This is a genomic window from Bacillus sp. FJAT-53060 (assembly GCF_037104745.1).
GTDB classification, from domain to species: Bacteria; Bacillota; Bacilli; order Bacillales; family Bacillaceae; genus Bacillus; species Bacillus stratosphericus_B.
In genome coordinates this window covers 196252-212351 of record NZ_JBAWSW010000001.1, presented here as the reverse complement: position 1 = coordinate 212351, position 16100 = coordinate 196252, and the positions used below count along the sequence as shown (strand labels likewise).

Genomic DNA, 16100 nt, shown 5'->3' with positions numbered 1-16100 from the left:
TGCATATGAGAGAGAACAAAAGAGGAGTGGGCGAGGTCAAATGAATTGGCATGAACTGAACCAAACCGATTTATTAAAAACAATGAATACATCGATAGGTGACGGACTGTCAGAAAAAGATGTACAAAAGCGGCTTGAAAAGCACGGGCCAAATGAATTGCAGGAAGGGAAAAAGGCGTCGGCTTTGATCCTCTTTTTAGCACAATTTAAAGACTTTATGGTGTTAATCTTGCTTGCGGCAACGATCATTTCTGCTTTTTTAGGTGAATACATTGATGCTGTGGCGATTATAGCGATTGTTCTCATTAATGGTGTACTCGGCTTTTACCAGGAGCGCCGGGCGGAAAAATCCCTACAAGCGCTAAAGGAATTATCAACTCCGCATGTGTATGCAAGGAGAAACAATGAGTGGGTCAAAATCCCGTCGAAACACCTCGTACCAGGGGATATTGTGAAGTTTTCAAGCGGGGACCGGATTGGGGCAGATATCAGATTACTAGAAACAAAGAGTTTAGAGATCGAAGAATCAGCCCTCACTGGAGAGTCCATCCCAGCGGTCAAACATGCAAGTCCACTTTCACGAGTCCATGTATCGCTTGGAGATTTGACGAACATGGCCTTTATGGGAACGCTTGTCACTAGAGGAAGCGGTGTGGGTATTGTCATCGGTACAGGAATGAATACAGCCATGGGACAAATAGCGGGTATGCTGGATACCGCAGGTAATATGGAAACACCGCTGCAAAGACGTCTCGAACAGCTAGGGAAAATCCTGATTGTTGCTGCTTTATTTTTAACTGTGCTCGTTGTTGTTCTTGGCGTGGTGCAAGGACATGATTTGTATCATATGTTCTTAGCGGGTGTCTCTCTCGCTGTTGCTGCCATTCCAGAAGGACTGCCGGCTATTGTAACCGTCGCACTTTCATTAGGTGTGCAGCGGATGATTAAACAAAAATCAATTGTCAGAAAGCTCCCTGCAGTGGAAACACTCGGCTGCGCCTCTATCATTTGCTCTGACAAAACAGGAACAATGACGCAAAATAAAATGACAGTGACACATGTGTGGGCAGAGGGGAAAACGTGGAATATTTCTGGCACAGGCTATGAGCCGTCTGGTGATTTCACCTTAAATGGAGAACTTGTCCATGTTGACAAACACCCAAGCCTACAAAAGGTTTTATTATATGGAGCGCTTTGTAATACATCGACCATCGTTGAAAAAGATGGGGAGATGAGGCTTGATGGAGATCCAACAGAAGGGGCACTTCTAACCGCAGCGCGTAAAGCGGGGTTTACTGAGCAATTTATAGAAGCAGGGTTTCACGTAGTAGAGGAGTTTCCTTTTGACTCAGAAAGAAAAATGATGTCAGTCGTCATAGAAACCAATGAGAAAGAGCGGTATGTTATTGCAAAAGGTGCGCCAGATGTGCTGATGAACCGTTCAAGTCATATCATGCACGGAGGACGCACAGCCTCTTTCACTCAAACCCATCGACAAGAAACAGAAGCCGCCATTCAAGGCTTAGCAAGGCAAGCACTGAGAACCATAGCCATTGCGTATAAAAAAGTTGGTCTGAAAGAAAAAATCACATCTGTTCAGCAGGCTGAAATGGATTTAACGTTTATCGGGTTAGAGGGCATGATCGATCCACCTCGTCCTGAAGTTAGGCGAGCCATCAAAGAATGCCGGGATGCTGGAATTAAAACCGTTATGATTACAGGAGATCACGTAGAAACAGCCAAAGCCATTGCAAAGGACTTGAGCCTTTTACCAAAGCAAGGAAAGGTGCTTGACGGGAAAGCGTTGGATCAGCTTAGTGACAAAAAGCTTGAGCAAATGGCTGAAAATGTATACGTCTTTGCCCGGGTATCTCCAGAGCATAAGCTGAGAATTGTGAAGGCCTACCAAAAAAATGGCCATATTGTGGCGATGACAGGTGATGGAGTCAATGATGCGCCCGCGATTAAACAGGCAGATATCGGAATATCAATGGGCATCACCGGAACAGACGTAGCCAAAGAAGCTTCCTCCCTCATTTTACTTGATGACAATTTTGCGACCATTAAATCCGCCATTAAAGAGGGACGGAATATTTACGAAAACATTCGCAAATTTGTCCGCTATTTGCTTGCCTCAAATGTTGGAGAAATTTTGGTTATGCTGTTTGCGATGCTCCTTGCGCTTCCGCTTCCTCTCGTTCCCATTCAAATTCTATGGGTAAACCTTGTGACAGACGGTCTACCAGCTATGGCACTTGGAATGGATAAGCCAGAAGGCGATGTGATGAAGAGAAAGCCGCGGAACATGAAAGAGGGAATTTTTGCGAGGGGGCTTGGCTGGAAGGTCATATCAAGGGGCTTCCTCATCGGGCTAGCCACCCTATTAGCATTTATGTTTGTATATTACCGCGATCCAAACGAACTGCAATATGCACAGACTGTCGCATTTAGCACGCTTGTGTTGGCGCAGCTCATTCATGTATTTGACTGCCGCAGTGAACGATCTATTTTTGAACGTAATCCATTTGGGAATATATACTTAATCGGAGCTGTTTTGTCATCTCTTCTTCTGATGTTTGTGGTTATTTATTATCCGCCTCTTCAGCCAATTTTCAAAACGGTGGCAATTGCACCATTTGATTGGCTGCTGATTATCGGTATGTCCGCACTGCCAACTTTTTTACTGGCAGGATCACTTTTGACAAGAAAAAAATAATTCGTTATGGTATAATTTTGAGGTAATAGTGTCTTCTATTACCTTTTTCATTTTATTCTTATGAAAGAATTGGGTGTTTTGACATGATACGCAGTATGACGGGATTCGGCCAAGCGAGTAAAACCGATGAAGAACTGACAGTGTCAGTCGAGCTAAAATCGGTCAATCACCGTTTTAAAGAGGTTCATGCCCGTTTGCCGAGGCCGCTTTTATATTTAGAAGATACATTGAAAAAAATCATTCTTCGTCACGTTCAGCGTGGTAGAATTGAGCTGTTTGTTACGATTGAAGGCGGTAAACTAGCAAGCCGGTCTCTTCAGATTGACTGGTCGCTTCTTGATGAATACATGAAAGCCGCAAAGGACCTCGCGGACCGCTATCACATTTCTGGCATCAAGCATGCACATGACTTACTTGAGCTGGAACATGCCGTTCAGGTAGAAGAGTCGGTCAGCCGAAATGAGCAGCTGGAGCATTTGCTGATAGAAGCCTGTGAAACTGCTGTCGAGGAGCTTTGCTTCATGAGGGAGCAAGAGGGGACATCTCTTCAAAAAGATTGTGAGCTCAGACTATCTGAACTAGAGGCCTATACAGAAGAAATAAAAGAATTTGCACCAGAGGTTGTGAGTCAGTACAAAGAGCGATTGAATCAAAGATTGCAAGAATGGATCGGAGAGGCGCTTGAAGAAAACCGGCTAGTCACAGAGGCTGCCATTTTTGCTGATCGATGTGACATTACGGAAGAGATCACGAGATTAAAAAGTCATTTCCAGCAATTTCAGCAAATCCTGACGCAAGGCGGCGCTGTCGGCCGGAAACTTGACTTTCTTGTACAGGAGCTCAACCGTGAAGTGAACACCATTGGATCAAAAGCGAACCATCACCATTTAACAAAGCTGGTGGTTGAAATGAAAAGTGCTATTGAAAAAATAAAAGAACAAGTGCAAAATATAGAATAGTCATTGTGTATGCTGTTTACAGTGCGTCTCTTTCGGGGAGACTAGAGACGTTTATATTACAGGGGGACGAAAGAAGATGACCATAAAGTTGATCAATATCGGATTTGGAAACATCATTTCAGCGAACCGGATGATTTCGATCGTCAGTCCAGAATCAGCACCGATTAAACGAATGATACAAGACGCAAGAGATCGAGGCATGCTCATAGATGCTACATACGGAAGAAGAACCCGTGCTGTTGTCATTATGGACAGTGACCATGTCATTTTATCTGCCGTTCAGCCTGAGACTGTTGCGCAAAGACTTTCTGTAAAAGAAGAAATCATAGATGAAGGGCAGGGGTAATACGCCATTATGAAAGAAAGAGGACTTTTAATCGTTCTCTCTGGACCTTCGGGAGTTGGAAAAGGAACGGTCAGACAAGCCATTTTCTCCCAAGAAGATACGAAATTTGAATACTCTATTTCTGTGACGACGCGCAAACCGCGTGAAGGTGAAAGAAATGGTGTCGATTATTTTTTTAAAACCAGGGAAGAATTTGAAGATATGATTAAAAACAAAAAGCTGTTAGAATGGGCAGAATATGTAGAGAATTACTACGGTACGCCTGTTGACTATGTTGAACAGACACTAAGCGAAGGAAAAGATGTTTTCCTTGAGATCGAAGTGCAGGGTGCACTTCAAGTAAGAGAGGCATTCCCAGAAGGACTTTTTATCTTCCTTGCACCGCCTAGTCTTTCAGAGCTTCAAAACCGCATCATTACACGTGGTACAGAGTCTGAGGACCTCATTCGAAACCGAATGGCAGCTGCGAAAGAAGAGATTGAAATGATGGATGCTTACGACTATGTCGTTGAAAACGATGATGTCGAGCTTGCTTGTGAAAGAATCAAAGCGATCGTCCTTGCAGAGCACTTGCGAAGAGACAGAGTCGCACCAAGATATAAAAAAATGCTGGGGGTAGAATAAACCATGTTAGATCCTTCAATTGACTCTTTGATGAACAAACTTGATTCAAAATATACGCTTGTGACAGTGTCTGCACGTCGGGCACGTGAAATGCAAATCCTTCAAGATCAACAAATCGAAAATACAAAGTCTTACAAATGTGTAGGGAAAGCACTTGAAGAAATCGACGCTGGTCTTTTGACATTTGAAAAAGAAGATCAAGAATAATCCATCGCTTCTGCAACGCAGATAGGGTACGTTCAAAAAAGTCAAAACTACGATTGGTTTTGACTTTTTTGAATTGTAACCGAATTTGTGAAAGAGGACGTTAAGGGGGACAAACAAATGTTACAGTCAAAAAATATTTTGCTCGGCGTCAGTGGAGGAATTGCCGTATATAAAACAGCAGCACTAACTAGTAAACTCATACAGGCAGGCGCAAATGTAAGAGTGATTATGACGGAGTCTGCCCGTGAGTTTGTGTCTCCGCTCACCTTTCAAGCCCTATCTCGGAATGAGGTCTATGTCGATACGTTTAAAGAGAACAATCCAAAAGTCATTGCACATATTGATGTCGCTGACTGGGCCGATCTCATTCTCGTTGCCCCTGCAACAGCACATACGATTGGAAAAATGGCTGCAGGACTCGCAGATGATATGCTGACAACCACCTTGCTTGCTTCAACAGCACCTGTATGGATCGCACCGGCGATGAATGTGCATATGTATGATCACCCAGCTGTGAAGCGGAACATTCGCACATTATATGAAGATGGATACCGGTTTATTGAGCCCAGTGAAGGCTATTTAGCCTGTGGATACATTGGAAAAGGGAGATTAGAGGAGCCTGAGAAGATCGTTGAGCATATTCGTGCGTTTTTCGAAGAGCCAAAAAGCTTGCCGTTTTCAGGGAAAAAAGTCGTGGTGACAGCAGGTCCTACTCGAGAGGTGATCGATCCTGTCCGTTTCTTTACAAATCGATCTACCGGCAAAATGGGCTATGCCATTGCAGAAGCTGCCCAGCAAATAGGAGCTGATGTGACGCTTATTTCAGGACCTGTTTCTTTGACTGCTCCTGACCATGTAGACGTGGTGCGCGTTGAATCGGCTGAGGACATGTATCAGGCTGCAATAGATGTGTACGAGGAAGCAGACATTGTGATTAAATCAGCAGCAGTTGCCGATTACACCCCTGTAACGAATTATTCTCACAAAATAAAAAAACAGGATGGCGCACTGGAGATTGAATTCATGCGGACAAAAGATATTTTAAAAGAGCTAGGGGAAAGAAAAGAGCATCAAGTGCTTGTCGGTTTTGCAGCTGAAACGCAGGACGTAGAATATTACGCAAAAAAGAAAATCCAATCCAAGCATTTAGATATGATTGTCGCGAACAATGTAACAGCAGAGGGTGCAGGCTTTGGCACGGATACAAATGTAGCTGCAATCATCAAAGCAGACGGAACAAAAAGAGAACTGCCGATGATGAGCAAAAAAGACCTCGCTTTTGAGATATTAAAGGAGGCAAAGCAGCTGTTGCCAGAAGAGCGTGATCGAGCATGATTACTGAAGTCATAGTGGATGTCACGACAAAAGCCGTTGATCGGCCATTTGATTATCGTGTGCCAGATCGGTTCAAAGACCTCGTTAAGGCAGGAATGAGGGTCGTCGTTCCTTTTGGTCCGAGAAAGATTCAAGGGTTTGTGACAAAAGTCAAAGATGTAACAGACGTAAAAACAGGAAACATCAAGGACATTGTGGATTTATTTGATTTATCTCCTGTTCTGACAGATGAGCTATTGGAGCTTTCCCACTGGCTGACGGAAAAAACATTGTCCTATCATAATACGGCTCTTCAATCAATGCTGCCAGCAGCAATGAAGGCCAAATATGAAAAAGAAATTCAGATGTTAGCAGATGAAGAACTTCCGCAGTCATTGAAAGAGCTTTTCGGTCAGCAAGAAAGTATTCTTTACGCTGACATCCCGCCTGAACAACTAAAACAGGTTCAAAAGCATGTCCAAAAAGGCCATCTAGAAATGAGATATCATGTCTCTCAAAAATCTGGAAAGAAAAAGGTTCGTACGCTTCAGGTCGCATTATCAAAAGAAAGGCTTGAAGAAAAGCAACAGCAGCTAAAGAAAAATGCGGTGAAACAAAAAGAATTGCTGTCCTTTTTACTTCATTCGAAGGAGACCACCTTTTTAGCAAAAGACTTACAGCAGCAAACAGGGGTGAGTTCTCAAACGCTAAAAACCTTTATTAAAGAAGGTCTGTTTACAGAAAGCTATGAAGAGATCTATCGAGATCCTTATAAAGACCGAGAGTTTACACAATCTGAATCACTCGATCTCACTACAGAGCAAGCAGAAGCGGCGAAACACATTCATCAAGCAGTGAGTGATCATAAGCACAAAACCTTTCTGCTTCACGGGGTGACAGGTAGCGGGAAAACGGAGATTTATTTACAAACCATTGATCATGTCCTTCAAAAAGGAAAAGAAGCGATCGTATTAGTTCCTGAAATCTCCTTAACCCCTCAAATGGTCCAGCGGTTTAAAGAACGATTTGGCTCAAATGTGGCTGTACTTCATAGCGGATTATCGACAGGGGAAAAATATGATGAATGGCGGAAAATTCACCGCAAGGAAGTCAAGCTTGTCGTAGGGGCAAGATCAGCTATTTTTGCGCCGTTTGAAAATCTAGGAATGATTATCATAGATGAAGAGCATGAATCTTCCTATAAACAAGAAGAAATGCCTCGTTACCATGCCAAGGATGTGGCGATTGAACGAGCAAGACGGCATCAATGTCCAGTAGTATTAGGAAGTGCAACACCATCGCTTGAGTCATATGTGCGTGCCAAAAAAGGTGTGTATACATTGCTAACACTAAAGCACCGCGTAAACCAGCAGCAATTGCCGCACGTGTCGTTAATTGATATGAGAGAAGAATTAAGGAATGGCAACCGGTCCATGTTTTCAGAAGAATTAATGAACCGATTAAAAGAGGTTCTTGAAAGGAAAGAACAAGCTGTCTTATTTTTGAATAAAAGAGGTTATTCATCCTTTGTGATGTGCCGTGATTGCGGATATGTGGAGCAATGTCCTCATTGCGAGATTTCTCTCACCTATCACCGCTATCAAAAACGACTAAAGTGTCATTATTGCGGTCATGAAGCCCCTGTACCCGTTGAATGTCCAGAATGCCATAGTGAACATATTCGCTATTTTGGTACAGGCACGCAGCGTGTTGAAGAAGAGCTCACAAAGGTATTGCCTGAAGCGAGGGTGATCCGAATGGATGTGGATACAACCTCTCGAAAAGGCGCGCATGAAAAGCTTTTAACCTCTTTTGGCAACAAAGAAGCGGATATTTTGCTAGGGACGCAGATGATTGCAAAAGGCCTAGATTTTCCAGATGTCACACTTGTCGGTGTACTGAGTGCGGATACGTCCCTTCATATCCCTGATTTTCGTGCAAGTGAAAAAACATTTCAGCTTCTCACGCAAGTCAGCGGAAGGGCGGGACGTCATGAAAAAGTGGGCTCAGTTATTATTCAATCGTATACGCCTTCGCACTATAGCATTGAATTAACAAAGCACCATGACTATGAAGCCTTTTATGAGCAGGAGATGCTGCATCGTCGTCAGCAGTCCTATCCGCCATTTTACTTTTTGGCAATGGTAACTGTATCACATGAAGAAGCGAAGAAGGCAGCACATGTCGCTGATAGCATTGTTCAGTTCCTGAAAATCAACTGTGCACCGAACACAAGAATCCTTGGACCGGCTGCATCTCCAATCGCTAAGATCAAAGATAGATATCGATATCAATGCGTGATAAAATACAAAAGGGAAAATGAACTGGCAAGTTTATTACGGAAAATACAAGATCATTATCAAAAAGAAATGGAACAAAAACAGTTGATGATTTCAATAGATATGAATCCATATATGATGATGTAAAACGGAGGGCTTTCAGTGGCAGTAAAACCAATAGTCATACATCCTGCAGAAGTGCTTGAACAAAAGACAGCGCTTGTCGATACTTATGATAAAAAGCTCAAAAAACTGCTAGATGATATGTACGATACAATGCTTGAGCTAGATGGAGTGGGACTTGCAGCTCCGCAAATTGGCATCTCAAAAAGAATCGCAGTTGTAGATATAGGAGAAGAATCTGACAGAATTGACTTAGTGAATCCCGGGATTCTTGAAGTGAAAGGAAGCCAAACAGACATTGAAGGCTGCCTGAGCTTTCCATCCTTATACGGCACTGTAGAAAGAGCAAGTTATGTGAAGGTGAAAGCCTTTGATAAGAAAGGCAAACCATTTACAATAGAAGCAGAAGGATTTTTAGCAAGAGCATTATTGCACGAAATTGATCATTTAGACGGCGTATTATTCACGTCGAAAATCATTCAAACCTATACAGAAAAAGAACTTGCGGAAATGGAAGGGTGAAGAAAATGGCACGTATTGTATTTATGGGAACCCCTGATTTCTCAGTACCTATGCTAGAAACACTAATTACAGACGGATACGAAGTCGCAGGGGTCGTCACACAGCCAGATCGCCCGAAAGGCAGAAAACGAGTGCTGACACCGCCTCCTGTGAAAGTAGAAGCCCTAAAACATGGCATTCCTGTTTTACAGCCTGAAAAGGTACGTCTTGATGAAGAAATCGATAAAGTGCTTGCGCTAAAGCCGGATTTAATCGTGACAGCAGCATTTGGACAAATTTTGCCAAAAAGATTACTGGATGAGCCTGAATTTGGCTGTATTAATGTTCATGCCTCATTGCTGCCAGAGCTAAGAGGCGGTGCGCCAATCCATTATGCGATCCTACAAGGTAAAAAGAAAACAGGCATAACGATCATGTACATGGTTGAAAAGCTCGATGCAGGTGACATGATTAGCAAAGTAGAAGTAGAAATTGATGAATTAGACAACGTGGGGACATTGCATGATAAATTAAGTATAGCAGGCGCAGCATTACTAAAGGATACTGTTCCAAACGTTCTAAGTCGATCCATCTCTCCGATCCCGCAAAATGAAGAGGTGGCAACCTATGCACCAAATATTAAGCGAGAGCAAGAAAGATTAGACTGGACAAAACCCGGAGACGAGCTTTACAACCAAGTTCGCGGCTTAAATCCATGGCCAGTTGCCTATACTGAATGGAACGGCGCTAATTTGAAAATTTGGGAAGCGAAAAAAGTTGCGCTTCAAGTGCAAAGAGAGCCTGGAGAAGTGATCGAGCTTCAAAAACAAGGACCAGTTATTGCGACTGGGAATCAGCAAGGTCTTTTGTTAACAAGTGTACAGCCAGCTGGAAAGAAAAAAATGAGCGGGGAAAACTTCTTAAGAGGCGCAAATATAGAAATTGGACAGAAATTAGGGTTAATGAATGAAGAAAAGTAATGTGAGAGAAATAGCGCTAAACGCTTTAATCAAACTCGAACAAAACCAAGCTTACAGTAATTTGCTTTTGCAGTCAGTCATGAAAGATCAAGAGCTGGCTGATCAGGACAAACCACTGTTAACGGAGCTTGTGTACGGTACACTGCAAAATAAGCTAGCACTTGACTATATGCTGGCTCCCTTTGTGAAAAAACCACAAAAGGTGGCCCCGTGGGTCATGCAGCTATTACGTATGTCCCTTTATCAAATGGTCTACCTTAAAAAAATCCCACATCGTGCAACCATCCATGAAGCAGTCGAACTAACGAAAAAGGGCGGGCATAAAGGCATTTCATCACTTGTCAACGGCGTTCTTCGTTCTGTACAAAGAGAAGGCGTTCCGTCTTTTGATGCAATCAAAGAACCGGTAAAGCGACTCTCGATTGAAACAAGCCACCCATTATGGCTCGTAAAGGAGTGGGTTCAAGCTTATGGCTTTGAAGAAGCAGAAAGCATGTGTCGCATTCATTTAGTACCGCCAAAGCAAGCCCTTCGTGTGAATCGAATGAAAACTGATCGAGTGACATTACAGCATGAACTGATGGATGGAGGGATTGAAACAGAGCTTGGCGACTTATCTGAGGATGCACTGAAGCTTATGAAAGGATCCATTGTATCAATTCCTTCCTTTCAAAAAGGCTATGTGACCATTCAAGATGAAAGCTCAATGCTTGTTGCAAGAGCGCTGGACCCTCAACCGGGAGAAACGGTACTTGACGCCTGCGCGGCGCCTGGCGGCAAATCAACACATATCGCAGAGCGAATGAACGATGAGGGGAAAATTGTTTCACTTGATTTACATGAACACAAAGTGAAACTCATTAAACAAGCAGCAAAGCGGCTGAACCTGACTCACATTGAGGCAAAAGCGCTTGATGCAAGGAAAGCAACGGAACATTATAGCGAAGCTTCGTTTGACCGTATACTAATTGATGCACCATGTTCAGGTTTTGGCGTCATCAGAAGAAAACCAGACATGAAATATACAAAGTCTAAAGAAGACTCAGCAAGGCTTGCGACAATTCAGCAAGCGATACTACACGAAGCAGCCCCGCTTCTAAAACCCAGGGGAATCCTTGTATACAGTACATGTACAATGGATCCAATAGAAAATCAACAAGTGATTCATGCGTTTTTACAGAAACACCAAGAATTCGAACCCGATCTATCTCTTAATGAACGGCTGCCTGAGCAGGTTGCTCCGTTTGTTCAAAACGGAAGTGTGCAAATTCTTCCTCATTATTTCGGAACAGATGGTTTCTTTATTTGCAGCATGAGAAAGAAGGGATAAAAAATGACTGAACAAAAACAAAAAGTAAGAAAAGAACTGAAAACAGACATGCCGTCGATCTACTCATTTGAGCTTCATGAAATCAAAGAATGGTTAAAAGAACATGGTGAAAAGCCTTTCCGTGCAACCCAAATTTTTGAGTGGCTTTATGAGAAACGTGTCACATCCTACGATCAAATGTCTAACCTTTCAAAGGCTTTAAGGGAAAAATTAAAGGGCCAATTTGCAATCACCACATTAAAAACAGTGATCAAACAAACATCTCAAGATGGAACGATTAAATTTTTATTTGAACTGCACGACGGCTATACAATTGAAACAGTTCTCATGCGTCATGAATACGGCAACTCTGTTTGTGTCACAACACAGGTCGGCTGTAGAATTGGCTGTACGTTCTGTGCTTCTACACTTGGCGGGTTGAAACGAAACCTTGAAGCAGGTGAGATCGTTGCCCAAGTATTAAAAGTACAGCAGGCACTTGATGAAACAGATGAAAGAGTCAGCTCTGTTGTGATCATGGGAATTGGTGAACCGTTTGATAACTTTGACGAAATGCTTGCATTCCTTAAAATCATTAACCATGACAATGGCTTAAATATTGGCGCGCGTCATATTACGGTTTCTACAAGCGGGATCATTCCAAAGATCTATCAATTTGCCGATGAGCAAATGCAAATCAACTTTGCTGTCTCACTGCACGCACCAAATACAGAGATTAGAAGCCGCCTGATGCCGATCAATAAAGCGTATAAGCTGCCAAAATTAATGGAAGCCATTGAATACTACATTCAAAAAACAGGCAGACGTGTGAGCTTTGAATATGGCCTGTTTGGCGGAGTAAATGATCAAGTTCATCACGCTGAAGAGCTTGCTGATTTATTAAAAGGAATCAAATGCCACGTGAACCTGATCCCGGTGAACTATGTACCGGAGAGAGATTATGTCAGAACACCAAGAGAACAAATCTTCCTATTTGAAAAAACACTGAAAGAACGAGGCGTAAATGTAACGATTAGACGAGAGCAAGGACATGATATTGATGCTGCTTGCGGTCAGCTAAGAGCGAAGGAGCGTCAGGAAGAGACGAGGTGACGAATGTTGATAAGGGCAGCCTTTCAAACCGATACAGGAAAAGTCCGTCAGCATAATGAAGATGATGCAGGTATTTTTGAAGCAAAAGAAGACACACTTCTCGCTGTTGTAGCAGATGGAATGGGAGGTCATCTTGCTGGTGATGTAGCCAGCAAGATGGTAGTCTCTTCATTAAAAGAACACTGGGAGGAAACATCTTCAATTCCAAATAAACCAGCCGATCAAGAAAGCTGGTTAATTTCAAAAATTAGTGAAATTAATGACCAAGTACATGAACATGCGAAAAACAATGAGGCGTGTCAAGGAATGGGAACGACCATTGTTTGTGCGCTTGTTCATTTGCAAACGGTCACTATTGCCCATATTGGAGACAGCCGCTGCTACTTACTAAGAGAAGGAGTGCTAACCCAATTAACGGATGACCACTCGCTTGTCAATGAGCTTGTGAAAACGGGTGAGATCTCAAAAGCAGATGCGGAGTATCATCCAAGAAAAAATGTACTGACAAAAGCCTTAGGCACAGACAAGTACGTTCAAATCGATGCACGTACCTTTGAAGTTGACCTAGGAGATCAAATTTTGCTTTGCTCAGATGGGTTATCGAATAAAATAGAAGAAGAGATATTGGTTCATATTTTAACGCAAACGACTGCACCTGATGAAAAAGTAACAGAGTTAATTCAGACAGCGAATGACAACGGCGGTGAAGATAACATTACAGCAGTACTGTTAGAAATCTCCTCCCAAACAGAGGAGGGTGACAGCAAGTGTTGATCGGAAAAAGGATCAGCGGCCGTTATCATATTCTTCGTGTCATAGGCGGAGGCGGAATGGCAAACGTTTATTTGGCAGAAGATATGATTTTAGATCGCGAAGTAGCGATTAAAATTTTGCGGTTTGACTTTGCAAGTGATGATGATTTAATTAGACGGTTTCGGCGAGAAGCGCAATCAGCGGCAAGTTTAGATCATACAAATATTGTTAGTATCTACGATGTAGGGGAAGAAGATGACATTTATTATATTGTCATGGAATATGTCGAGGGGATGACGCTGAAGGAATACATACACGCCAACGGACCGCTTCATCCAAAAGAAGCCGTTCGCATCATGGAGCAAATCGTTGCGGCAATGGAAGAAGCCCATGCGAAACAGCTCGTCCATCGGGACATTAAGCCTCACAATATATTAATAGACAACATGGGGAACATCAAAGTGACTGATTTTGGGATTGCTATGGCACTCAGCTCAACGACCATCACCCATACAAATTCTGTCCTAGGCTCCGTGCACTATTTATCTCCAGAACAAGCACGCGGAGGTCTTGCAACGAAAAAATCAGACATCTATTCACTAGGCATTGTGCTTTATGAACTCATCTCAGGATGCATGCCGTTTGAAGGAGAATCAGCTGTCAGTGTGGCGCTAAAGCATTTGCAATCAGAACCGCCATCTGTGAGAAGATGGAATCCTTCTGTTCCACAAAGTGTGGAAAACATCATTTTAAAGGCGATGGCCAAGGATCCATTTTATCGATATGAAGATGCGTCTGAAATGCAAAAAGACTTAAAAACAGCCTTCGACCCTTCGAGACTAAAAGAAAAGCGTTTTGTCATTGAAGAAGATCATGAAGCAACGAAAGCCATCCCAATTATAAAAGATCATCAAGTAGACCAACACAATGAAAAAGCAGCCGTCCATCCGCCTCAAAAACCGAAGAAAAAAGAGAAACAAAAACCGAAAAAGAAACGAAAAAAATGGCCGCGGATTTTGGCGTCGATCTTATTTGTTTTGACAGCTGCAACAATTTTAGCCATCACTGTGTTTCCTGGATTGCTCTTTCCAAAAGATGTTGAGGTCGTCGATGTATCTGGTATGACGTTTGAAAAAGCAGAAGATACCTTGAAAAAAGCCGGATTGACCGTCGTTTCTGGACCCATTGATATCGCAGATGAGAAGGTTGAAAAAGGACTTGTTGTCAAAACAGATCCGAAAATCGGCACAAAGGTAAAAGAAGGAACGGAGATTCAGCTTTATAAAAGTACAGGCAAAGAAAAGACCGAATTACCTGATGTAACTGGCGAAAAGGTTGAGAAGGCAAAAGAATTATTAGAGAAAAAAGGGTTTAAACAGGTCGTCGTGGAGGAAGTGAATGATAATGACACCGAATCAGGGCTTGTCTTGGAACAGAAACCTTCAGCAAATACAGAGCTTGTCGCAGCTGATGAGGAAGTGACTTTGACAGTCAGCATAGGACCTGCCGATATTACATTGCGGGATTTAACGACATATAGTAAACAGGCTGCATCGAATTATTTAGAGGACAATGGACTCAAGCTTGATGAAAAAGAAGCGTATTCTGATGATGTTCCAAAAGGCGAGGTCATGAAGCAGGAACCAAGTGCGGGAACTACTGTCAAAATAGGTGATACAGTCAAGATCACATTTTCACTTGGACCGAAGAAAAAGCCGGCCAAAACAGTGACGGAAAAGATTTCGATCCCATATGAACCAGAAACGGAAGGGCAAGTAATGAATGTCCAAATCTCCATTGACGATGCAGAGCATAGCATTTCTGATTTATATGAAACCTTTAAAATCACTGCACCAACCAAACGAACCATAAAATTTAAAATTGAACCAGGTCAAAAAGGATATTATCAGGTGACGGTTGATGATAAAGTGGTGAGCTCCAAAACGATCGAATATCCTGATGATGAATAAAGGAGGGACTTTATGCCTGAGGGCAAAATTATTAAAGCATTAAGCGGCTTTTATTATGTACTGGATCAGTCTGAAGAAAAAGTGATTCAGTGCAGAGCAAGAGGTATTTTTCGAAAAAACAAAATTACACCTCTTGTTGGAGATTATGTCGTCTATCAAGCAGACAACGATAAGGAAGGCTACTTATTGGAAGTAAAAGAGCGGACAAATGAACTTGTTCGGCCACCTATCAGTAACGTCGCTCAAGCGGTACTTGTGTTCTCAGCGACAGAGCCTACCTTTAGCACATCGCTTTTAGACAGGTTCCTAGTGCTTGTTGAAGCTAATCATATAGAGCCGATTATCTGTATCACAAAAATTGATTTGCTGAAGACAGAGCAAGAGCGTGAAACAATACAAGCATATGCAGAGGACTATCGACAAATTGGATATGACGTACATTTAACCTCTACAATTGTAGGGGACGGAATTGAAAAGCTGATCCCGCATTTTCATAATAAAATCACCGTGTTTGCAGGTCAGTCTGGTGTAGGAAAGTCCTCCCTTTTAAATGCGATGAGCCCTGATTTGGCACTGAAAACAAATGATATTTCATCCCATCTTGGCAGGGGGAAACATACGACAAGACATGTGGAACTCATTCGTACAGCTGAAGGGCTCATTGCAGATACACCCGGCTTTAGCTCACTCGAATTTGCCGGTATCGAAGCGGAAGATTTAGGGCTGTACTTTTTAGAAATCAGAGAGCGGAGTACGGATTGTAAGTTTAGATGCTGTTTACACGTGAAAGAGCCTGGCTGTGCCGTCAAAGATGCGGTAAAGCATGAGCAAATCAGAGAGTATCGCTATCAGCATTATTTAGAGTTTTTAACTGAAATCAAAGACAGAAAGCCGAGGTACTAAATC

At 42.6% G+C, this 16100-nt stretch carries 14 protein-coding genes; all 14 read left to right on the top strand.

Annotation, left to right across the window (positions count from 1 at the left end; translation table 11 throughout):
- The first annotated feature begins 40 nt into the window (after positions 1-40).
- The 14 genes from WAX46_RS01155 (at position 41) to rsgA (ending at position 16097) form a co-directional block, all read left to right on the top strand.
- Entirely contained in the window at positions 41-2716 is a 2676-nt protein-coding gene (locus tag WAX46_RS01155; protein ID WP_226566896.1) for a calcium-translocating P-type ATPase, SERCA-type, read from the top strand.
- An 83-nt stretch (positions 2717-2799) separates the two neighbouring features.
- Positions 2800-3675, top strand: coding sequence for a YicC/YloC family endoribonuclease (locus WAX46_RS01150; RefSeq protein ID WP_226566895.1), 876 nt, complete (start codon positions 2800-2802; stop codon positions 3673-3675).
- A 76-nt stretch (positions 3676-3751) separates the two neighbouring features.
- Complete coding sequence (remA, locus tag WAX46_RS01145) at positions 3752-4021, top strand: extracellular matrix/biofilm regulator RemA (RefSeq protein ID WP_008344898.1); 270 nt, start codon at positions 3752-3754, stop codon at positions 4019-4021.
- Between the two features lie 9 nt (positions 4022-4030).
- Entirely contained in the window at positions 4031-4645 is a 615-nt protein-coding gene (gene gmk, locus WAX46_RS01140; protein ID WP_226566894.1) for a guanylate kinase, read from the top strand.
- Positions 4646-4648: 3 nt separating this feature from the next.
- Positions 4649-4852, top strand: a complete 204-nt coding sequence (gene rpoZ, locus WAX46_RS01135; protein WP_226566893.1) for a DNA-directed RNA polymerase subunit omega — start codon at positions 4649-4651, stop codon at positions 4850-4852.
- 117 nt (positions 4853-4969) lie between these two features.
- A complete protein-coding gene (gene coaBC, locus WAX46_RS01130; protein WP_226566892.1) occupies positions 4970-6187 on the top strand; it encodes a bifunctional phosphopantothenoylcysteine decarboxylase/phosphopantothenate--cysteine ligase CoaBC in 1218 nt (405 codons plus the stop codon).
- Positions 6184-8592, top strand: coding sequence for a primosomal protein N' (gene priA / locus WAX46_RS01125; RefSeq protein ID WP_226566891.1), 2409 nt, complete (start codon positions 6184-6186; stop codon positions 8590-8592). Before coaBC ends, priA begins: the two co-directional genes overlap by 4 nt.
- Before the next feature lie 15 nt (positions 8593-8607).
- A complete protein-coding gene (def, locus tag WAX46_RS01120) occupies positions 8608-9090 on the top strand; it encodes a peptide deformylase (RefSeq protein ID WP_336493223.1) in 483 nt (160 codons plus the stop codon).
- Between the two features lie 5 nt (positions 9091-9095).
- Entirely contained in the window at positions 9096-10049 is a 954-nt protein-coding gene (gene fmt, locus WAX46_RS01115) for a methionyl-tRNA formyltransferase (RefSeq protein WP_336493222.1), read from the top strand.
- On the top strand, positions 10036-11379 hold the full coding sequence (gene rsmB, locus WAX46_RS01110; protein ID WP_336493221.1) for a 16S rRNA (cytosine(967)-C(5))-methyltransferase RsmB: 1344 nt from the start codon (positions 10036-10038) through the stop codon (positions 11377-11379). Before fmt ends, rsmB begins: the two co-directional genes overlap by 14 nt.
- A 3-nt stretch (positions 11380-11382) precedes the next feature.
- Positions 11383-12471 (top strand): 23S rRNA (adenine(2503)-C(2))-methyltransferase RlmN, encoded by a 1089-nt coding sequence (gene rlmN / locus WAX46_RS01105; RefSeq protein WP_226566887.1) that lies wholly within the window; start codon positions 11383-11385, stop codon positions 12469-12471.
- Between the two features lie 3 nt (positions 12472-12474).
- Positions 12475-13245 (top strand): Stp1/IreP family PP2C-type Ser/Thr phosphatase, encoded by a 771-nt coding sequence (locus WAX46_RS01100; RefSeq protein ID WP_264188623.1) that lies wholly within the window; start codon positions 12475-12477, stop codon positions 13243-13245.
- Complete coding sequence (pknB, locus tag WAX46_RS01095) at positions 13239-15194, top strand: Stk1 family PASTA domain-containing Ser/Thr kinase (RefSeq protein WP_336493220.1); 1956 nt, start codon at positions 13239-13241, stop codon at positions 15192-15194. Before WAX46_RS01100 ends, pknB begins: the two co-directional genes overlap by 7 nt.
- Before the next feature lie 12 nt (positions 15195-15206).
- Entirely contained in the window at positions 15207-16097 is an 891-nt protein-coding gene (gene rsgA / locus WAX46_RS01090) for a ribosome small subunit-dependent GTPase A (RefSeq protein WP_226566885.1), read from the top strand.
- The last annotated feature ends 3 nt before the right edge of the window (positions 16098-16100 follow it).